Origin of the sequence: Bacillus sp. S71, from assembly GCF_016625265.1 — a bacterium.
GTDB lineage: Bacteria > Bacillota > Bacilli > Bacillales > Bacillaceae_G > Bacillus_A > Bacillus_A cereus.
On sequence record NZ_JACVUW010000008.1, the window covers coordinates 95,868 to 117,796 of the forward strand.

Here is a 21,929-nt window from a genome sequence, read left to right on the forward strand (position 1 = left end):
AAAAGAGAAATGTTTTTCATTGATAATAAAAGCGAAAAATAAGTGACGATAGAGTGAGTATATTTTCCTTATAATAGATGCTTTTTGGATCATCTAGTAAAATCAATCTGGAAGCAAGAATTGATATATGTAAGTTGCGCAAGGCGCGGCATAAGAAAGGAGCAAAAGGATGAAGGAGCTTCATACGTTTGGGTGGTATGCAGCACGTGTATCACCACATTTGCCGAAAAAAGCATTTAAACCAGTGCCTACTCGTTTATTTGGTGGACTGGCTTATTTGCTTGTGGCATTGGCGGGGTTAATATCGATTGGTGTATTTGAATTGAATGTGTGGGCGAATCTAGGAATTGCGATTGTTCTTGGATTATGTTTTGCTTCACTAGGATTTTTAGGGCATGAAATTTTACATGGAACTGTTGTAAGAAAGGCATGGCTTCGTGACTTCTTAGGCGCGATTGCATTTATGCCATTATCAACAGGGCCAAAGCTTTGGAGAAAGTGGCATAATGCAACGCATCATGTTCATACACAGCATGAAGAGAATGATCCAGATGCATGGCCGACACTTGAGAAACTTAAGAAGAGTAAGTTTTTGAGTTGGGTATATCGTATGCCTTTACATGTACGTTCATTCTTTAGTTTTCTGTCACTAACAATTCAATTTACATTGCATTCGACTCGAATGTTCTTTCATTTTATAAAAGAGTTCAAGTCATCCAATCAAAAATCTGTATGGCTTCAACTTCTTTTGCCTTGGACAGTTTGGATTAGTTTATTGTTTATTATGGGACCTGGAAAATGGTTATTTGCATATGTCATTCCGTTGTTAATTGCTAACTTTATTGTAATGGCATATATCGCAACAAATCACCGCTTAAATCCAATTGTTCCAGTAAATGATCCGTTAGCAAACTGTTTATCAGTAACAGTGCCGCGCTGGGTAGACGTTTTACATTTCAATTTCTCATATCATACAGAACACCATCTGTTTCCTGCTATGAGCTCTAAATACTATCCGTTAGTAAAAGAGAAGATTAAAGAAATGTGGCCGGAACGTTATCACGAAATGCCGATGACAAAAGCATTAGCAGCCCTATGGAATACACCACGTGTGTATTATCACGGAAGTGAATTAGTGGATCCGCATAGAGAGCATTTCTATGGTTCTTTAGGAAATGGACTAGATCCTCATAATATTTCATATCGTGAGGAACATATAGAGGAAGACGAGAGTATTAAAAAAGTAAATCAGTAAAAATTAATATATTTTTGCAGTGAAAAAGCAAGCCATCTCAGGCTTGCTTTTTCTTATAAAGAAACTTCCTTTTTGTTCTTTTTATGGAATTGGACGGAGTTAGTTTCTTTTCGTTGTAATCGTTTTTCTAAAAGATTAACGAAATAAGTAAATAGAAGAACAATTACGAGGTAGTATACACCAACAATCATGTAAGTATCTAATTGTTGGAAGTTACCTGCTGCAATTGATAAACCTGATCCCCATAATTCGGACAGTCCTACGTAAGCAACAAGTGAAGAGTCTTTTAATCCGATAATAAATTGGTTTCCTAGAGGAGGAAGAGACAGACGAAATGCTTGTGGTAATATAATCCGGCGCATAGCTAAAGGGTAAGGCATACCTAAGGAGCGAGCGGCTTCCAATTGTCCACGGTCGACGGATTGAATGGATCCTCGGAAAATTTCCGTAACATATGCACCGTTATGAATTGCTAAAGCGATTGCTCCTGCCCAAAAAGGGGTAAAAACAACAACGGATGTAATCCCAAAATAGAGAATAGCGATTTGAACAATTAAAGGTGTACCACGAATAATAGCAATGTAGACATGAGCGATACTATTTAAAACTTTATTGTTAGAGATTCGAAAGAAAGCAAATAATAATCCAATTAATGAACCGAGTACTAGGGAGGTTAATGTTAATTGTAATGTGACAATAGTAGCCTTTAAGAGTGTGGGATAGGTAGAGATAAAAATTTCAAACATGCGTTTCACCTCATATTGTATAGATTTTAGTAGAGAATGAAATGCCCCACATAAAATGAAAATTTAATCAGTGGGGCACTGTTTATGAATCTTTTGAATGGCTAACTTACTTACTTCGTTTTTTCCTCTTCACCAAGAATATTACGCCCGAACCATTTTTTACTGATTTTTTCATACGTACCATCTTTAATGATTTCATCTAACGCTTTATTTACTTTCTCAACCATTTCTTTATCATCTTTGCGAATAGCAATTCCCATTTCATCAAGATTTAATGGTTTTCCGGCTTCTTTTATATTCGATTTTCCTTCTTTTATCATACGTAGACCAACCATTTGATCCGTAATTACTGCATCAACACGCCCAGGCTCTAAGTCCATAAGAGCAGTAATATCACTGTCATATTCTGTGATTTGATCTGTATATTTTGCAACAAGATTTTTAAAGGTACTAGCTTTTACAACACCAATTTTCTTACCTTTTAAATCTTCTGGAGAAGAGATAGCGGTATTCTTTTTAGCCACAAAAATTTGGGCGCCAGAGCGATAGTACGGATTTGAGAAACTAACAGCTTTTAAGCGCTCCTCTGTAATTGCCATACTACCCAGTATTACATCATATTTCTTCGCTTGAAGACCTTGAATTAGCGTTTCCCATGGGTTTGTAACTGCCGTAGCCTTCATGTTCATCTTTTTAGCAAGAGCTTCACCGATTTCTACATCAAAGCCGACAAGTTTGCCGTCATTTTCTTTATAGTTAAAAGGTTTGTATAATCCACTCATCGCATAGCGAAATTCTTTTTCACCATTTGATGAAGTAGTAGAGCTTTCTTTGCTACAAGCTCCTAGTATGAAGGATGTACATAGTGTAATGCTCGCAACAATGGTTAATAGTTTTCTTTTCATAAAACCCCTCCTATATATTGATCATACGGATGTTTTTTTAGTATGTTATTGAAATATTTTATTTGGATGATTAGTTGTGCACCGTATGAATGTATTCCTTTTCGTTTGAAACAGAAGTTACATTATAAAACGTTGCGTAAAAATTGTTTTGCTCGTTCATGTGATGGAGCTGAAAAGAATTGTGCTGGCGTAGCATCTTCTACAATCTTTCCATCATCCATAAAGATGACGCGATCAGCTACGTCTCTTGCGAAATTCATTTCATGAGTAACAATAACCATTGTCATCCCTTCTTCAGCAAGTTCTTTCATAACTTGCAATACTTCTCCAACAAGTTCAGGGTCTAAAGCTGAGGTAGGTTCATCAAATAGCATAATCTTAGGGCTCATTGCAAGAGCTCGTGCAATGGCAATGCGCTGTTTTTGACCACCTGAAAGAAGATGAGGAGTTACATCCGCTTTATCTTGAAGGCCGACTTTTTGGAGAAGTTGATTTCCAATATCCTTTGCATTTGCTTTCTCTAATTTTTTTACGTGAATAGGTGCTTCTATGATGTTTTCTAGTGAGGTCATATGAGGAAAGAGGTTAAAGTGCTGAAAAACCATACCGACATTTTCACGGACTTTATTTAAATTTGAATGCTTTGGATCAATTCGCTCACCTTGTAAGTGAATTTCGCCTTCATCGTACATTTCTAAAAAGTTAAGACAGCGAAGTAATGTACTTTTACCAGAACCACTGGCACCAATTAAAACAACAACTTCTTTTTCTTTTACTTCTAAATCAATTCCTTTTAACACATCAAGTGAACCGAATGATTTTACTAGATTTCGAACTTGAATCATACAAAACCCCCAGTTAAAAATATATTTTACAAATGTTGCCCCTTATTTCTGTTATTAGTCATAAATTGTCAGAATCCTTTATTTTTTTCGTGCAATTTGATATTCAAAGAAATAATAATTTTTAAAATCCCTATATCCTTCTATAATGAAAATATGGATAATAATATATAGGTAGTATTTATATTGCTTATAAAAAGGGGGAAAGGGAAGATGGAAAAAGAAAGGAAAACATTTTCTTTTGGATTACGTACACAACTTATGCTATTCACTACAGTTTTAGCTCTCATTACATATTCAACAAGTATATTTTTTATTTATGTGATATACGATTATTTTCAAAGTTATGTAAGTCAAACTGTATATAATATTATAGTTATGTTATTAGGGGTAGTATGGTCTGGAATTTTAGCATATGGAGCAGCCGTATTTTTAATTAAACCGCTTCGAAAGTTAGAGGAGGCGGCAAGAAAAGCAGCTGAGGGTGATATTCGTGAAGATGTTCCATTACCGAAGACAGATGATGAAATTAAATCTTTAAGTGTTGCATTTAATATGATGTTAGGAAACTTAAGGGGCATGGTAAAAAATATTGATACAACATTTTCTTATACAAACAATCAAGTACAGCAGATTAGAAAACAAACAGGCGAAGCAACGAGACAAGCGCAAGGTGTATCTGAGACTCTTGCAGAGATTTCTTCAGGCGCTGAGCAATCAGCAGCATCAATTCAAGCAATTGTTTCTGCTGTTGATACAACGACGTCTATTGCAAGTGAAGTAGAAGAAAAAGCGAAGCAGTCTGATACGTTGTCTTCAGAAATGGTTCAAGCTTTAGGGCATAGTACTCGTGTCTTTACGTCTTTAATTCAAGGTATTCAAACATTGGCAAAAGAAAATGAAGATTCCATGCAAAATGTACAGAAGTTAGAAGAACGAATGAAACAAGTAGAACATATTGTGTCTGTTGTGAGTGCGATTGCTAGCCAAACGAATTTATTAGCACTGAATGCTTCTATTGAGGCAGCTCGCGCAGGAGAGCATGGAAGAGGTTTTGCGGTTGTTGCGGAAGAAGTACGTAAACTTGCTGATGAAAGTGATCATTCTGCAAGAAACATATCTCAGTTATTACGGAATATGCAAGATGAAGTACAACAAGTTGCAATGAAAATGACAGAACAAGTGAAAATAGCTAAAGAAGAGGCGAAACGTGGGGAAGCTACGGAATTAATTTTAAAAGAAATGTCATCAAGTGTTATGGAAGTAGCCGATGCAACTCAGCAAATTAGTAGTTATATGAATGAACAAGTGAGCCACATTCATCAAACAGGAGCACAAACAAAAGCTGTAGCAGCAATTGCTGAAGAAACGTCAGCTGGTTCGCAAGAAGTGGCGCGTGTAACGCTACAACAGTCTAAAAATATGATAGTAATCGATCAATTATTAAAGGATTTAGAGAAGCAAGCAACTGATTTGAAACAAACAATTGAACGATTTTCAATGTAAAAGGAAGAACAGAATGCTGTTCTTCTCTTTTTTATTTAGTTTGATTTAATATTTACAGTTAAACTATGAACGTTTCCGCAACATTCTTTTCTCTCCCTTTCGGATGAAAATTATAGCGAGCTATAATATTAAAAGGGGTGTCTTTTATGAAAAAAGAAAAAAGACAACGGTTAATTAAACAATTTGTAAAGGAGTATGAGATAGATAAGCAAGAAAGATTAGTAGAATTGTTAGCAAAAAAAGATGTATTAGTAACACAAGCTACGGTTTCTCGCGACATTCGTGAGTTAAACTTAACGAAGGTACCTTCTCAAGAAGGATTAATGATATATAAAGTTTTCTCAGAAGAGCATTTACAAACTGATATAAAGTTAAAGAAAAAATTACGAGAAGTTGTTGTGAAAATTGATTGTGTAGATCAATTAATGGTTATTAAAACATTACCTGGTAATGCACATGTTATTGGTGTTTTATTTGATGAGTTAGATTGGAAAGAAAAAATAGGATGTATATGTGGAAATGATACATGCCTTATAATTTCACAGTCGAAATCAGATAGGGAGATTATAGAAGAAAGATTAAATTTAATTATTTAGATGCAAAAATCCTGTTTTTAATAAAATTAAAAACAGGATTTTTGTTTAAATACGGAAGTTAAATATTCAACATATATGCGTAATATATGTGTTTTTTATTGAAAAAGCGAGAGAGTTTGTTATAAAAATACAAATTCGTATGATTTTAAAAAAATAACTTGTTTAATATTTCACAATGATAATGTGGATGCTTTCACAAAGATAAAAGTGCAGAGCATTTATTATGTACTTGTAAGACATCAAACATATTTAAAAGGAGGTACAACAAATGAAACATCCGATACATGTTACTTCAGAAATTGGGGAATTACAAACGGTTTTATTAAAACGACCGGGTAAAGAAGTGGAAAACTTGACGCCAGATTATTTGCAGCAATTATTATTTGACGATATTCCATACTTACCAATTATTCAAAAAGAGCATGATTATTTTGCACAAACGTTACGCAATCGGGGTGTTGAAGTTCTTTATTTAGAAAAACTAGCCGCTGAGGCGTTAGTAGATAAAAAACTTCGAGAAGAATTTGTTGATCGTATTTTAAAAGAAGGACAGGCTGACGTAAATGTTGCACATCAAACTTTAAAAGAATATTTACTTTCCTTTTCAAATGAAGAATTAATTCAAAAAATTATGGGCGGTGTACGGAAAAACGAAATTGAAACAAGTAAGAAGACACATTTATATGAATTAATGGAAGATCATTATCCGTTTTACTTAGATCCAATGCCTAATTTATATTTTACTCGTGATCCAGCAGCTAGCGTGGGCGATGGCTTAACGATAAATAAGATGAGAGAACCAGCGCGTAGACGTGAATCATTATTCATGGAGTACATCATTAAATATCACCCAAGATTTGCAAAACATAATGTACCAATCTGGTTAGATCGTGATTATAAATTTCCAATTGAAGGTGGCGACGAGCTAATTTTAAATGAAGAAACAATTGCGATTGGAGTGTCTGCTCGTACTTCAGCTAAAGCAATTGAACGTTTAGCTAAAAATCTCTTTAGCCGACAAAATAAAATTAAGAAAGTGTTAGCGATAGAAATTCCAAAATGCCGAGCATTTATGCATTTAGATACAGTATTTACAATGGTTGATTATGACAAGTTTACAATTCATCCAGCCATTCAAGGGCCAAAAGGGAATATGAATATTTATATTTTAGAAAAAGGATCAGATGAGGAAACTCTTAAAATTACACATCGTACTTCTTTAATGGAAGCATTAAAAGAGGTATTAGGCTTAAGTGAATTAGTTCTTATTCCATGTGGAGGAGGAGATGTAATTGCTTCTGCTCGTGAACAATGGAATGATGGCTCGAACACATTAGCAATCGCACCAGGTGTAGTTGTTACATATGATCGCAACTATGTATCCAATACGTTATTACGGGAGCACGGTATAGAAGTAATTGAAGTGCTAAGTTCGGAATTATCTCGTGGTCGTGGGGGTCCACGTTGCATGAGTATGCCAATTGTTCGTAAAGATATTTAGTATAAATAACGGAGAAAGTAGGGATGAAGTATGTTAATGACTAGACCAAATTTAAAAGGAAGAAGCTTTCTAGCAGAAAAAGATTTTACACAAGAAGAATTGTTATATTTTCTAGATTTGGCAGCAGAATTAAAAGAGAAAAAGAAAAATGGTATCCCGCATCATTATTTAGAAGATAAGAATGTAGCGCTCTTATTTGAAAAAACCTCCACTCGTACGCGCTGTGCATTTACGGTAGCATGTACAGATTTAGGGGCGAATCCTGAATATTTAGGGAAAGGTGATATTCAGCTTGGGAAAAAAGAATCCGTAGAGGATACAGCAAAAGTGTTAGGGCGTATGTTTGACGGAATTGAGTTTCGTGGATTTAATCATGAGACTGTAGAATCTTTAGCACAAAATTCTGGTGTGCCAGTTTGGAATGGATTAACAGACATGTGGCATCCAACACAAACACTAGCAGATTTATTAACAATTAGAGAACATGTAGGGAAGTTGAAAAATGTGAAGCTCGTTTACGTTGGAGATGGACGAAATAATGTTGCTAATAGCTTACTAGTTGGTGGAGCAATCGTTGGAATGGATGTACGTATTTGCACACCAGAATCTTTATGGCCTGCACAAGAAGTAATTGATTTAGCAAAAAAATATAATGAACAGGTAATGATAACAAGTAATGTGGAAGAAGCTGTTGCGAATGCAGATGTAATTTATACAGATGTATGGGTGTCTATGGGGGAAGAAGAAAAATTTGCTGAACGTGTCGAGTTATTGAAACCTTATCAAGTAAATATGAAAATGATTAAAGAAACAGGGAATGAAAACGTGATTTTCTTACATTGTTTACCTGCATTTCATGATGTTGAAACGATGTATGGCGAAGAAGTTTACGAGAAATATGGGTTGAAAGAAATGGAGGTAACTGACGAAGTATTCCGCAGTAAACATTCAAAAGTATTTGATCAAGCTGAAAATAGAATGCATACAATTAAAGCGGTTATGGCAGCTACTTTAGGAAACATGGAGTAAAGAAGAAAGGGAGTCTTCCTTTCTTCTTTCTCCTCCTTTAGACACTATCATTCACTATTGCTTTTGTATTGTTATTGCAATTAAAGAGAGGTGAGTGGAATGGGTGAAGATAAGAAATTAGGGTTGTTTACACTAACGGCTCTTGTAGTTGGGTCTATGATTGGCGGTGGAGCCTTTAATTTAGCGAGTGATATGGCAAAAGGTGCTGGTGCTGGAGCCATTATTATTGGCTGGGTTATAACAGGAATTGGGATGATTGCACTTGGATTATCTTTTCAAAATCTAACTGTAAAACGGCCAGATTTAGATGGTGGTATTTTTAGCTATGCAAAAGCAGGATTTGGTAATTTTATGGGATTTAATAGTGCGTGGGGATACTGGCTATCTGCTTGGCTTGGGAATGTAGCTTACGGTACATTATTATTTTCTTCATTAGGATATTTCTTCCCGATCTTTGAAGGCGGTCAAAATGTAGAATCCATTATTGGTGCAAGCGTATTATTGTGGTGTGTTCACATGTTAATTTTACGTGGAGTTCAATCAGCAGCACTTGTGAATTTAGTAACTACAATCGCAAAATTAGTACCTGTATTTGTATTTATTGTCATAGGAATCTTCGCGTTTCATATTGATACATTCTTAGATGGATTTTGGGGGCAAACTGGTTCTTTTTCATGGGGAGCAGTTGGCAGCCAAGTTAAAAGTACAATGCTTGTAACTCTATGGGTATTTATTGGGGTAGAAGGGGCTGTTGTTTTATCCAGTCGAGCAAAAAATAGAAGTGATGTAGGGAAAGCAACGGTTATTGGTTTAATTGGTACACTCATCATTTACATTTTAATCACATTATTGTCTCTTGGACTTATGCAGCAAGCAGATATTGCTGGTTTGAAAAATCCAGCTATGGCTTATTTATTTGAAAGTGTTGTTGGAAAATGGGGTGCTATCTTTATAAATTTAGGTTTGGTCATCTCTGTATTAGGTGCTTGGTTAGGTTGGACTTTGCTCGCTTCTGAAATTCCATATTTAGCCGCTAAAGATGGAGTATTTCCAAAATGGTTCGCAAAAGAAAATAAAAATAAGGCTCCAGTAAATTCATTATGGATAACAAATGGTTTAATACAAATATTCTTGTTAACATTCGTCGTTTCTGATCAGGCGTATAACTTTGCATTCTCTTTAGCATCTTCAGCTATTTTAATCCCATATGCTTTTTCAGCATTTTATCAACTGAAGCATAGCTTAAAGTCTGAAGAAGCAGATCGAAATAAAAATATAATAATTGGCTTGATCGCAAGTATTTATGGCGTGTGGTTAGTTTATGCAGCCGGTTTAGAGTATTTATTATTAACAATGACTTTATATGCGCCAGGTATTTTTATTTTTTACAATGTTCAAAAGCAAAAGAGTTCGAAGCAAATATTTACTCGAGTGGAATTAGCATCATCCGTAGCAATTGGTGCTTTAGCATTCTTTGCGATTTATGGATTAATTACAGGCAGTATTACTTTATAAAGCGCTGTGAAAGCGAAATGAACTGGAGGGCTGAAATATGGTACGAAGAAAAATTGTAGTTGCACTAGGGGGAAATGCGATACAGTCTGGAGAGGCTACTGCGGGAGCGCAGCAAGAAGCGTTGGAAAAAACGGCGGAACAACTTGTGAAAATAATGGAAAATGATGTGGATATAGTAATTGCGCATGGAAATGGCCCGCAAGTGGGGAATATTTTATTACAGCAAAAAGCTGCAGAAACGGAAAAGACACCTGCAATGCCATTAGATACTTGTGGGGCAATGAGCCAAGGGATGATTGGATATTGGATGGAAAATGCAATTGAAAAGGCATTGAAAAAACGGAATATAAACAAAGATGTAGCAACGGTTATAACGCGCGTTGTTGTGGATAAAAAAGATGAGGCATTTAAAAATCCAACTAAACCAATTGGTCCTTTTTATACAGAAGAAGAGGCCAGAAGATTAATGGATGAAACAAAAGCAGTGTTTAAAGAAGATGCTGGTAGAGGATGGAGACGTGTTGTTCCATCACCGAAGCCTGTAAGTATTCATGAACATAAAGTGATTAATTCTTTGGTGGAAGATGGAAACATAGTGATAGCTGTTGGCGGGGGTGGAATTCCAGTAATTGATTCCGAAGAAGGATTAAAAGGAACTGAAGCGGTTATCGATAAAGATTTCGCTGCGCAGAAATTAGCAGAATTAGTAGATGCCGATACGCTCGTTATTTTAACTGCAGTTGATCATGTGTATGTAAATTATAATCAACCGAATCAAAAAAAATTAGAGCATGTCACAGTAAATCAATTAGAAGAATATATTGAAGAACAACAATTTGCTGCGGGAAGCATGCTTCCAAAAATTGAAGCTGCTATTAATTTTGTTAATACAAATCCAAAAAGAAAAACAATTATTACGTCTTTAGAAAAAGTATATGAAGCACTAGAAGAAAAAGCCGGTACTATTATTTCAAAACAGAATGTATGCATGTATGTTTAAATTATTATGTACGCTACTTAGTAGTAAAAAAAGAATGAGGTTAATAACTTCATTCTTTTTATTTATTAATATTTTTTGTACTCATTGTTCATAAAGTTTTCATGATGAAATCTGAATATATAAGTTAATTATGATAAAATTCAAATTGAATACGCTTTCTTGATTTTTCGCTCCAACATACAGCAAGAGAGAGGGAATTTTATGAATAGACGGAACGTAGTGAAAGACTTAAAGCAGTTCGAATTATTTGCTCATTTAACAGAAAAAAAATTGAAAGGCTTAACAGAGTTTGTTTATTGGCGAACTTATAAAAAAGGTCAATTTTTATTTTTAGAAGGGGATTCAAGGGAAAGAATTTACTTCATGTTAGATGGTTTTGTAAAGTTAGAGCGGGTTAATCAAAATGGGAACTTATTATACGATGACTATGTAAAGCGGTATTCTATTTTTCCTTATGGTGGTATGTTTACAGACAGAGGATATAACTATACAGCAGAAGCAATGACGGATGTGGAGGTATATTATATTCCAACGGTAATCTTTGAAGATATGGTAAAATCCAGCAGAACGCAATTGATGTACGTTGTTCAGCAATTATCATCTATATTAAAATTGAATGAAAATCGAGTGCAAAATATTACAATTCCTAATGCACAAGATCGTGTTATCCAAACGTTAAATTATTTAATGCAGGATTTAGGAGAACAGAGTGGGGAAAAGATTGTAATTTCATGTCCACTTACAACAATTGAAATATCCAAAATATCTGGAACATCTCGAGAGACAGTTAGCAGCGTATTAAAACAATTAAAAAATGATAGCATTGTTACAATTTTAGATAAAAAAATTACAATACACAATCCAACATATTTTGAAGAAATCTCAATGTGAAAATTGTATATTAATTTTTTAATTCATAATGTATATTAATAAGGTTCTTTATATATTTATAAGGAACTTTTTTACGTTATCCTCTATAAAAAGATTGTATAGTATGGTAATAATAGCTAAAATCGATAATAAAAAACAAAGTGAAGGGGAGAAAGAATGATTCGTATTGAGTATGATCGATTAGTAGCTATTTGTTACAGTATAGGGGTTTTGTTATTATTAAAAATTCCAAATGATAATGAATTAATTGGGGAAAAACTATTCAATGTCTATAAGGTTCCGATACATACGTATGTTTATATGAATTATAAAGTCTCAAATATATTGATTGTTTCTTTCATACTACATGTAATTGCATTTATATTATTTTTAAAATGGCTAGGAAAAAAGGAGTCTAGTACATTTAGAAAAATGAATAAGATAAAAGTAGTAGGCATTAGTATATTGATTGTAATGATGCCGTTTATTTTAAATAACATCATCCAGACATTGAATAAAACATGGTACTACGCAGGAAAAACAGGGGTAGAAGCAATAGAATATAAAAAAGAAGATAGCCAGTGTAGTATGGAGAAAAATGGAGATAATATCCAACCGAAGTGCATTGTTACTTTAAAAAATTATCGTAATCATTCACAAGCATTAAAAGTTGTTTTATATGATAATGCAAACGAGAATTCAAAAAGCTATCCAGTACCGAAACCAGTCTATTTACAAAAACACGAGACAAAACAATTCGAATTTCAAGTTCCTGTTTCTTATAATAATGGTATTGAAAAAGATAAAGTACCAGATATTAAATTACATTTATTGCATGAAAATGATACGAAGTACAATTAATCTGTAAGTAAAAGTTTATGAGTAGGAGCAATAATTTGAAACGATATAGAAAATCAACTTGAATCATCCAACATACTGCAAGGTAACGGTATATTGGATGATTTTTTTATGTTATCCCCTTGTTTCACGTATGAAAAGGAGGAATACTTTGTTGGAAATGAAAAACATCACAAGGATCATACATGGTTTTTACTTTACGCAATCTGTGAAAGTTAGAGCCATAATAACTAGTTTGCCAATTTTTAATGTCGATATCGGGCCAGTTCACATAGTCACCTAGTGTATAAGGATCTAAGCTTTCTCGTAAATCTTTAACCCAGCGTATATTTTGATTTTCTTCATCATCGCATTTCCAAGAGGTAATGTATTCTTGAGCAATAATTGCTTTACGATGAAAATAAGCCGTTTCATTCGGCGAAATATTTTCAACAGCACCTATGAGCGATTGATGCCAAATACTAGCATCTTTATTTGGTGCATGAGAAAGAAAGTATTGCATGATTTGAATGCCTTTAAGGGGAATAGGTTTATAGACATAGGAACCAGAGCGCTTGAAATTTTCAGGGATGTTACCGCCATTAAAAAATTCGACAGCCTTTATATAAGGAACCTCTTCTATAAAGAGAGAGGGGCTACCAGTTTCAAGAAGAGGGGATAATAGGGAATGGAGTTCAGAGGGAGAACCGACAAACTCGCCTTGTGCTTCAATTTTATTTCGTTGCTTGGCGAATAATTCGATCGATGAAGTGAGACGTTTATCTATATAAGGTGCCCAGTTTTGCCACGCTTGAAATGCAGCAATAAAGTCTTCCCATTCCCATGTAATTGAGAAAATTGATACATTTTTTATCGGGTGGACTCGAAAAGTTAAGGAAGTGACAATTCCGAAGTTTCCACCACCGCCACCACGGCATGCCCAAAAAAGGTTAGAGTTTTCTTGTTCATTTGCACGAATGAGTTTTGCACCAAATTTTCCACACGCTTGTACCATTTCCACTTCCATTAATTGATCACATGTTAATCCAAATAAGCGCGAAAGCATACCAATACCACCGCCAAGTGCTAATCCAACAACTCCAACGCTTGCACTTGTACCAGCAGGAATTGTAACACCGTAATTCCAAAGTTCTTTATAAACAGTGCCAAGATTTGCACCAGCCTCAATTGTTGCTGTTAATTTCTCTGTATTAACAGTAATGCGATGCATTTCACTCACATCAATAATAAGTCCTCTATTTAAAAGAGAAAAATTTTCATAGCTATGACGTCCACTTCTTAACCGAAATGGTATATGACGTTCACGTGCCCATTTTAAGGCGTTACAGATATCCTTGCTATTTTGACAAAAAACAATAATACAAGGGAGTTTTGGAATACTTAAATTTAAATTCATTCGGGCTACATTGTAGTCAGGATCTGTGGGAATAACGATACGACCTGTTAATTTTGTTTGCTTCAATTTCTTACTCCTTTCTAAAATAATCAGAGCTTTTTATTAATATATGAAAAATGTCTGTAATACGCGTGGACAAGGAGAGGTGGAGAATGAGATTTACCTTTGTGAGAAATAAATAAAGCATAAGAATAAAGAATCTACATAGAGTTCAATGAAAACAGTTGCAAACTGTTCATATTTTGTTATGATAGTGTTACGAAAACGTTTGCATAAAATTCCGATGGGATGCAAAAGGAGAGAAGGACTATGAATAAGACATGGTGGAAAGAAGCAGTTGCTTATCAAATTTATCCACGAAGCTTTATGGATTCAAATGGTGATGGTATTGGAGATTTACAAGGTATTATTGCAAAACTGGATTATTTAAAAGATTTAGGTATAGATGTAATTTGGATTTGTCCAATGTATAAGTCACCTAATGATGATAATGGTTATGATATTAGTGATTATCAAGATATTATGGATGAGTTTGGTACAATGGCAGACTTTGATGCTTTACTAGATGAAGTTCATAAGCGTGATATGAAGCTTATTATTGATTTAGTTATTAATCATACGAGTGATGAACATCCATGGTTTATTGAATCACGTTCATCTAAAGATAATCCGAAGCGTGATTGGTATATTTGGCATGATGGTAAAGATGGTGCGGAGCCAAACAACTGGGAAAGTATTTTTAATGGTTCGGCATGGGAATATGATGAAGAAACAGAACAATATTATTTACATCTATTCTCACGTAAACAACCAGATTTGAACTGGGAGAATAAAGAAGTTCGCGAAGTACTATATGATACGGTTAATTGGTGGCTTGATAAAGGTATTGATGGTTTCCGCGTTGATGCGATCAGTCATATTAAAAAAGAAGAAGGCCTTAAGGATATGCCAAATCCAAAAGAGTTAAAATATGTGCCATCTTTTGATAAACATATGAATGTGAAAGGTATTCAACCTTTATTAGAAGAGCTAAAAGAAAATACATTCTCTAAGTACGATATTATGACTGTTGGTGAAGCAAATGGCGTTAAGATTGAAGATGCTGAGCTTTGGGTTGGAGAAGAGCAAGGTAAGTTCAATATGGTATTCCAGTTTGAACATTTAAGTTTATGGGATGCAGAGAAGAAGAAAGACCTTGATGTTGTAGGATTGAAAAAAGTATTAACGAAATGGCAAAAAGGATTAGAGAATAAAGGATGGAACGCTTTATATATTGAAAATCACGATAAACCACGTATCGTTTCAACATGGGGAGATGATAAACAATATTGGCGTGAAAGTGCAACAGCTCTAGGAGCGATGTATTTCTTTATGCACGGTACACCGTTTATTTATCAAGGACAAGAAATTGGTATGACAAATGTTCAGTTACCAAATATTGAAGATTACGATGATGTAGCAATTAAAAATTTATATCGCGAGAAAATTGCAGAGGGTGTACCACATCAAGATATGATGGAGATTATATGGGCTTCTTGCCGCGATAATTCACGTACACCTATGCAGTGGAATGATGAGATGAATGCTGGTTTCACAACAAGTACACCTTGGTTTAGCATGAATCCAAATTACAAAGAAATTAATGTTGAAAAGCAAAAAAATGAAGAAAAGTCTATTTTCAATTTCTATAAGAAAATGATTGCCCTGAAAAAAGAGCACGATGTACTGAACTATGGTACGTACGATTTACTTTTAGAAGACGATCCACAAATTTATGCATATACACGTACGTTACAGGATGAAAAAGTCATTGTAATTAGTAATATCTCAAAAGAGGAAGCTGTGTATAATGAGGATTCATTTGCACTAGAACGCAAACGTTTGCTTTTAAATAACTATGAAGTTGCGGAACATGAAGAGGTAACAACAATTGCTTTAAAACCTTATGAAACAAGGGTTTATCGCATTTCATAATAAAAAAGGATGCTCTTTGAGCATCTTTTTTTATGAAAAAAAATAAATTTCTATTGCAAAGTGAAAACGCTTTTATTAAAATAGATTTATGAAAACGGTTGCGTAAAGATAAAAATAAAGTAACATAAGGAATCGTTTTCATAAAGGGAACAGAAATTATAATTTAAATCATTATGTTGTTATAAATAAAGGGGAGGAAGAACAGATGAAAATTACGTCTTTTGATTTTTGGCAAAAGTTCGGGAAAGCGTTATTAGTTGTTGTAGCCGTAATGCCAGCAGCTGGTTTAATGATTTCCATCGGTAAGTTAATTGGTATGTCTGCTGGGGATGTTAACGCAGTTCATACAATTGCTCGCGTAATGGAAGACATCGGTTGGGCAATCATTACAAATCTACACATCTTATTCGCAGTAGCAATTGGGGGATCTTGGGCGAAGGATCGTGCAGGTGGTGCATTTGCAGCGCTATTAGCATTCGTCTTAACAAACCGAATTACAGGAGCTATATTTGGCGTAAACGCTCAAATGTTAGCGGATTCAAAAGCGACAGTTTCTTCAGTAATAGCAGGAGATTTACTTGTAAAAGATTACTTTACTTCTGTACTTGGTGCACCAGCATTAAACATGGGAGTTTTCGTGGGGATTATCACAGGTTTCTTAGGAGCTAATCTATATAACAAATATTATAACTATAATAAACTGCCACAGGCATTAGCATTCTTTAATGGAAAACGATTTGTACCATTCGTTGTAATTCTTTGGTCTACAGTTACTGCGATTGTATTATCACTTCTATGGCCATTCATCCAAAGTGGGTTAAATGAATTTGGTCGCTGGATTGCAGCTTCAAAAGATAGTGCACCAGTTGTTGCACCGTTTGTATATGGAACGTTAGAGCGTTTATTATTACCATTTGGTTTACACCATATGTTAACGATTCCGATGAACTATACAGAGCTAGGCGGAACATATACGATGCTAACTGGTTCAAAAGTTGGACAAGTTGTAGCAGGACAAGATCCATTATGGCTTGCATGGATTACAGATTTAAATAATTTATTGGCAAATGGAGATACGAAGGCATATAACGATTTATTAAATAACGTTGTACCAGCTCGTTTCAAAGCTGGACAAGTTATCGGCTCAACAGCAGCGTTAATGGGGATTGCATTTGCGATGTTCCGTAACGTTGATAAAGAAAAGCGTGCAAAATATAAACCAATGTTTTTATCAGCAGCATTAGCAGTATTCTTAACAGGTGTAACAGAACCAATTGAATTCATGTTCATGTTTATTGCTCCAGTATTATATGTTGTATATGCTATTACAACAGGACTTGCATTCGCGTTAGCTGATTTAATTAACTTACGTGTTCATGCATTTGGATTTATTGAGTTAATTACTCGTACACCAATGATGGTTAACGCAGGTTTAACAAGAGACTTAATCAACTTTGTTATTGTTTCATTAGTGTTCTTCGGTCTTAACTTTACACTATTTAATTTCTTAATTAAAAAATTCAACTTACCAACACCAGGGCGTGCAGGTAACTATATTGATAATGAAGATGAGGCATCAGAAGGAACAGGAAATGTACAAGATGGTTCATTAGCAACAAAAGTTATCGATTTATTAGGTGGAAAAGAAAATATTGCTGACGTAGATGCTTGTATGACACGCTTACGTGTAACAGTAAAAGACTTAGATGTTGTTGCACCAGAAGCACAGTGGAAACAAAATGGTGCTTTAGGGCTTATTGTAAAAGATAAAGGTGTACAAGCGGTATATGGTCCGAAAGCTGACGTATTAAAGTCAGACATTCAAGATATGTTAGGTGCGTAATAATATGAAATTGCTAACTTTAAACTGTCATTCTTGGCAAGAAGAGAATCAAATAGAAAAGATACAATACCTTGCTAAAGTAATTCAAGAAGAAGAGTACGATGTCATCGCATTGCAAGAAGTAAGTCAGTCCATACAAGCTGAAAATGTATGCGGTAACAAGAAAGAAGATAATTTTGGACTTTTACTATTAGAAGAGTTAAAAGCACTACATGTAAAAGATTACAATATTACTTGGGATTTCTCTCATATTGGTTATGACGTGTATGAAGAAGGATTAGCGATTATAACGAAGCATAATATTATAAAAGAAGATACGTTCTTCATTTCAGAAAATGAGGATACAACGTATTGGAAAACACGTAAAATTGTAAGTACAACAATTGCTTATAATGGTAAAGATATAACGTTTTACTCTTGCCATCTCGGTTGGTGGAATGATGAAGAAGAGTCATTCAAAGGTCAAATCAATCGTTTGATGGGGCGTGTAGATAGCAATAAGCTCGCCTTCTTAATGGGGGATTTTAATAACAATGCTCGCTTGGAAGGCGAAGGTTATGAGTATATGATGCAAAAAGGGTTGTATGACACATATGAATTAGCAATAGAGAAGGATGAAGGAACGACTGTCCAAGGCGAGATTGCTGGTTGGGATGAAAATAAACATAATTTGCGAATCGATCTAATATTGTGTAACCAAAGTAAAAAAGTTCATTCTTCAAAAGTTATTTTTAATGGTACAAACAGAAATGTAATTTCAGATCATTTCGGTGTAGAGGTTCAATTGGATATATAATAGAAGAAATCCTCACAGAGAATAAAAGCTGTGAGGATTTTCTTTAGGAATACAAGTATTTCCAAGAGAAAATACTTGTATTTTTTATGACATTTCATATATATTTGTTATTATTGAATGTAAAACCGATTTGGTCATTTTGTATTCATACTTTGACTCACTTCGTTATATAATAAAGTAAGTGAAAGTTAATGGGAAAAAATAGTACGTTTTTGGTTAATACACGATGTAGAAAGTGATATAATTGCAAAATGCATGTATCATTTTCTAAAGAAGGAAAAATATATAATTAGGTGATAACTTCTATGAAACAGATTTGGCGTATTTATAAGACAGATTTACGGAATGTAGCCAAACATTGGGCTGCAATTGTTATTGTTTTAGGATTAATGATTTTACCATCGTTATATGCATGGTTTAACATTAAAGCTTCTTGGGATCCGTATGGAAATACAAAAGAGGTTCCCATTGCAGTTTCTAACCAAGATGCAGGTTCTAATTTAAGAGGGAAAGATATTAATATCGGGAAAGAGATTGTAGACTCCCTTAAGAAAAACAAAAATCTTGGCTGGAAATTTGTAGATGAAAAACAAGCAATTTACGGAGTTGAGCGTGGGGATTATTATGCAAGTATTACGATTCCAAAGGACTTCTCTGAAAAAATTGCAACTGTTCTGGATGAAAATCCTAAAAAACCAGAACTGGATTACTATGTGAATGAAAAAGTAAACGCGATTGCACCGAAGATTACAGCAAAAGGTGCATCAGGTATTACAGAAGAAATTAGTAAAAACTTTGTTAAAACAGCAAACGGTGAGATTTTTAAAATTTTCAATGATCTTGGAATCGATTTAGAAACAAATTTACCAAGTATCGAAAAAGTAAAAGATCTTGTATTTAAGTTAGAAGCGCAGTTCCCAGAAATGAATACACTCATGGATAAGGCATTAGATGATGCAACTCGAGCAGAAGATGTTGTGAAAGTAGCGCAAAAAGAGTTGCCAGTTGTAGAAAGTGTTATGAATGATGGGCAAGAAGCGTTAGGGAATTTAGATAAATTCTTTGCGAGAAATGATGAAACATTGCAACGTGCCCCAGGAACTATTAAGAATAATTTAATGGTAATGCAAAAAGGTTTAGATGGTGCGGCGGCAATTACGGATTTCTTAAAAAATCCATCATTTGATTCTAATCTGACACTTCCAGATCCAGCTAAATTCCCAGTGTTGCCTAATATAACTATTCCGCAATTACCACAAATCCCAGAAATTCCAGCGTTACCGCAAGTGAATGGTGAGGGGTATAAAAATATTGCTAAAAATATTAATCAAACTGTAAATAATGTTTTTAGTTCGATACGTGTCGGAACAACTTATGCACAAGGTGTTATAAACGGGTTGCAAAATGGTAATTTTGATCCAGAAAAAGCGAAGCAAGATCTTAATAAGGTTTCTGAGACGCTGCAAGGTCGTGCAGATAGTGTTTCATATTTAATTGATGTCTTTACTAAATTTAAAGAGTCTGCATCAACTGATTTTGGAAAAGAATTCTTCCAAAAGAGAATAGAAAAATTAACAAACCTTAAATCAGCTATTGAAAATGCAAATGGTGGCGTTAAAGATATTGCCAATATTATTGGTACAGGACAAGAAGTGAAACAAGATGTAAGAGACGCTGCTAATAAAAAGTTAGATGCAATAAATAACTTGGTAAATCAAGCAGAAGCAGATTATAATGCTACGTTTGTAGCAGATTTCGAAAAAGCAGTAAGCACAGCTGAGCAATTGAAAAACACAGCTGAAAATGTAAAAGAAGATGCTCAGCAACTAAGAGGTAATTTAAATCAAGATATCAAAAAAGCAAATGAGTTAGTAAACCAAACAAATGAAGCATTAGACAGTGGTAGAGAAAAATATGATAAAGCTGTAAATGATTACAGTAGATTAAAAACGGAGCTTGAAAAAGCAAGAGAAGACTTAAGTAACAAAGGTGTTAATGGATTAGATTCTACAAAAGTAGCCTTAAATGATGTGAATGGACAGTTCAAAGCAGGATGGAATTTAGTTAATGACATGATTCCAGTTCTGGAAAGTACAAATAAAGTGTTAGCTGATGTGAATAGTGATAAAAATCTTAATGGCACAATCGCTAAGTTAAATAAAGTAAAAGATGGTTTCCAAAAAGGAATCGATTTAACTGATAAAGGAATTGACGCTATTAATAAAGGTCAAAAACCAGCAGCAGATGTTATTGAAAGTATTAATCAAGTGTCTAAAAGTGTTTCGGGCCAAATTGGTGACATTTTAGCTAAATATGACTCAGAAATCACTCCAAATTTCAATGCAGCAATTGCTCGCACAAAAGAGATGTCTAAAAACACATCTCAAATTTTAAAAGAGGCAGACAAAAAGCTTCCAGATGTTAAAAAATTACTAGAAGATTCATCAAAAGGTTTAGTAGATGGTAAAAAGAAATTAGCAGACATTAAAGCTGAAATGCCAGCTACTGAGAAAAAGATTAAAGAATTAGCAGATAAAATTCGTGATTTTGAATCTGAAGAGGATTTAAAAGATATCATACGCTTATTGAAAAACGATGTTGAAAAGCAAAGTGATTACTTTGCGAATCCAGTAAATTTAAAAGAGAATAAATTATTTGCGATGCCGAACTACGGTTCAGCAATGTCACCATTCTATACAGTGCTTGCATTATGGGTAGGCGCATTATTAATGGTTTCATTATTAACAGTAGAAGTACACGAAGAGGGCGCGAATTATAAGAGCCATGAAATTTACTTCGGACGTTTATTAACATTCTTAACGATAGGTCTTTCACAAGCGTTTATCGTATCGATGGGAGATATATTCTTACTCGGTACGTACGTAGTCGATAAGTTCTGGTTTGTGTTATTTAGTTTATTTATTGGTGGAGTCTTCGTTTGTATCGTATACTCACTCGTTTCTATTTTCGGAAACGTTGGGAAATCGATGGCGATCATTTTACTTGTACTACAAGTAGCAGGATCGGGCGGAACATTCCCAATCCAAATGACACCAGCGTTCTTCCAAGCAATTTATCCGTTCTTACCGTTCACATATGCAATTAGTGCAATTCGTGAAACAGTAGGCGGAATGCTATGGGATATCGTAACGCGAGATTTACTTGTGTTAAGTGCTTTCGTAGTAGTTATGATTGTTGCTGCGTTATTACTGAAAACACCAATTAACAAATCAAGTGAAAAATTTGTTGAGAATGCAAAAGGAAGTAAAATCATTCATTAAAATAAAAGGTTCCTAC

The 21,929-nt window shown here is 34.4% G+C and carries 16 protein-coding genes and 2 pseudogenes; 14 read left to right on the plus strand and 4 right to left on the minus strand.

The features are described from left to right. The first annotated feature begins 169 nt into the window (after window positions 1-169). Window positions 170-1,255 (plus strand): Delta(10) desaturase DesB, encoded by a 1,086-nt coding sequence (desB, locus tag IBT51_RS18260; protein ID WP_000661219.1) that lies wholly within the window; start codon window positions 170-172, stop codon window positions 1,253-1,255. Between the two features lie 53 nt (window positions 1,256-1,308). Here the strand turns inward: desB and IBT51_RS18265 are convergent, their stop codons facing one another. The 3 genes from IBT51_RS18265 to IBT51_RS18275 all read right to left on the minus strand — a co-directional run bounded on the left by IBT51_RS18265 (window position 1,309) and on the right by IBT51_RS18275 (window position 3,751). Next, the gene (locus tag IBT51_RS18265; RefSeq protein WP_140155550.1) at window positions 1,309-2,064 is read right to left on the minus strand and encodes an amino acid ABC transporter permease; all 756 of its coding nucleotides are present in this window, start codon (window positions 2,062-2,064) and stop codon (window positions 1,309-1,311) included. 47 nt (window positions 2,065-2,111) lie between these two features. After that, a complete protein-coding gene (locus IBT51_RS18270; protein WP_200458705.1) occupies window positions 2,112-2,906 on the minus strand; it encodes an ABC transporter substrate-binding protein in 795 nt (264 codons plus the stop codon). A gap of 122 nt (window positions 2,907-3,028) precedes the next feature. After that, entirely contained in the window at window positions 3,029-3,751 is a 723-nt protein-coding gene (locus IBT51_RS18275) for an amino acid ABC transporter ATP-binding protein (RefSeq protein WP_053565361.1), read from the minus strand. A 375-nt stretch (window positions 3,752-4,126) separates the two neighbouring features. Here IBT51_RS18275 and IBT51_RS27430 point away from each other — a divergent pair. The 9 genes and pseudogenes from IBT51_RS27430 to IBT51_RS18315 form a co-directional block, all read left to right on the plus strand. Then, window positions 4,127-4,312 (plus strand): annotated as a pseudogene (locus IBT51_RS27430) (HAMP domain-containing protein); the annotation flags it as partial. Window positions 4,313-4,681: 369 nt separating this feature from the next. Beyond that, a pseudogene (locus IBT51_RS27435) lies at window positions 4,682-5,254 on the plus strand (methyl-accepting chemotaxis protein); the annotation flags it as partial. 146 nt (window positions 5,255-5,400) lie between these two features. Then, on the plus strand, window positions 5,401-5,850 hold the full coding sequence (gene argR, locus IBT51_RS18285) for an arginine repressor (protein WP_000711826.1): 450 nt from the start codon (window positions 5,401-5,403) through the stop codon (window positions 5,848-5,850). A gap of 268 nt (window positions 5,851-6,118) precedes the next feature. Beyond that, window positions 6,119-7,351 (plus strand): arginine deiminase, encoded by a 1,233-nt coding sequence (gene arcA / locus IBT51_RS18290; RefSeq protein ID WP_000682331.1) that lies wholly within the window; start codon window positions 6,119-6,121, stop codon window positions 7,349-7,351. 30 nt (window positions 7,352-7,381) lie between these two features. Further along, window positions 7,382-8,380 carry an ornithine carbamoyltransferase gene (argF, locus tag IBT51_RS18295; RefSeq protein WP_016083685.1) on the plus strand — a complete coding sequence of 333 codons (999 nt, stop codon included), beginning with the start codon at window positions 7,382-7,384 and terminating at the stop codon, window positions 8,378-8,380. Window positions 8,381-8,479: 99 nt separating this feature from the next. Then, window positions 8,480-9,895 carry an arginine-ornithine antiporter gene (arcD, locus tag IBT51_RS18300; RefSeq protein ID WP_000503412.1) on the plus strand — a complete coding sequence of 472 codons (1,416 nt, stop codon included), beginning with the start codon at window positions 8,480-8,482 and terminating at the stop codon, window positions 9,893-9,895. 37 nt (window positions 9,896-9,932) lie between these two features. Then, complete coding sequence (gene arcC, locus IBT51_RS18305; RefSeq protein WP_000252339.1) at window positions 9,933-10,895, plus strand: carbamate kinase; 963 nt, start codon at window positions 9,933-9,935, stop codon at window positions 10,893-10,895. Window positions 10,896-11,096: 201 nt separating this feature from the next. Beyond that, window positions 11,097-11,786, plus strand: coding sequence for a Crp/Fnr family transcriptional regulator (locus IBT51_RS18310; RefSeq protein ID WP_001081906.1), 690 nt, complete (start codon window positions 11,097-11,099; stop codon window positions 11,784-11,786). Between the two features lie 156 nt (window positions 11,787-11,942). Next, window positions 11,943-12,626, plus strand: coding sequence for a hypothetical protein (locus tag IBT51_RS18315; protein WP_069354891.1), 684 nt, complete (start codon window positions 11,943-11,945; stop codon window positions 12,624-12,626). A gap of 124 nt (window positions 12,627-12,750) precedes the next feature. On the opposite strand, the gene IBT51_RS18320 is transcribed toward IBT51_RS18315, so the two are convergent. Beyond that, window positions 12,751-14,085, minus strand: coding sequence for an FAD-binding oxidoreductase (locus tag IBT51_RS18320; RefSeq protein WP_069354892.1), 1,335 nt, complete (start codon window positions 14,083-14,085; stop codon window positions 12,751-12,753). A gap of 243 nt (window positions 14,086-14,328) precedes the next feature. Between IBT51_RS18320 and IBT51_RS18325 the strand changes: the two genes are divergently transcribed. The 4 genes from IBT51_RS18325 to IBT51_RS18340 all read left to right on the plus strand — a co-directional run bounded on the left by IBT51_RS18325 (window position 14,329) and on the right by IBT51_RS18340 (window position 21,913). Beyond that, window positions 14,329-15,993 carry a glycoside hydrolase family 13 protein gene (locus IBT51_RS18325; protein ID WP_088022840.1) on the plus strand — a complete coding sequence of 555 codons (1,665 nt, stop codon included), beginning with the start codon at window positions 14,329-14,331 and terminating at the stop codon, window positions 15,991-15,993. A 205-nt stretch (window positions 15,994-16,198) separates the two neighbouring features. After that, complete coding sequence (locus IBT51_RS18330; protein WP_000705569.1) at window positions 16,199-17,836, plus strand: PTS transporter subunit IIBC; 1,638 nt, start codon at window positions 16,199-16,201, stop codon at window positions 17,834-17,836. A 4-nt stretch (window positions 17,837-17,840) separates the two neighbouring features. Then, on the plus strand, window positions 17,841-18,632 hold the full coding sequence (locus IBT51_RS18335; protein WP_097888750.1) for an endonuclease/exonuclease/phosphatase family protein: 792 nt from the start codon (window positions 17,841-17,843) through the stop codon (window positions 18,630-18,632). Window positions 18,633-18,937: 305 nt separating this feature from the next. Continuing rightward, window positions 18,938-21,913: a YhgE/Pip domain-containing protein gene (locus IBT51_RS18340; RefSeq protein WP_200458706.1), complete on the plus strand. Its 2,976-nt coding sequence runs from the start codon at window positions 18,938-18,940 to the stop codon at window positions 21,911-21,913. Window positions 21,914-21,929: the final 16 nt, after the last annotated feature.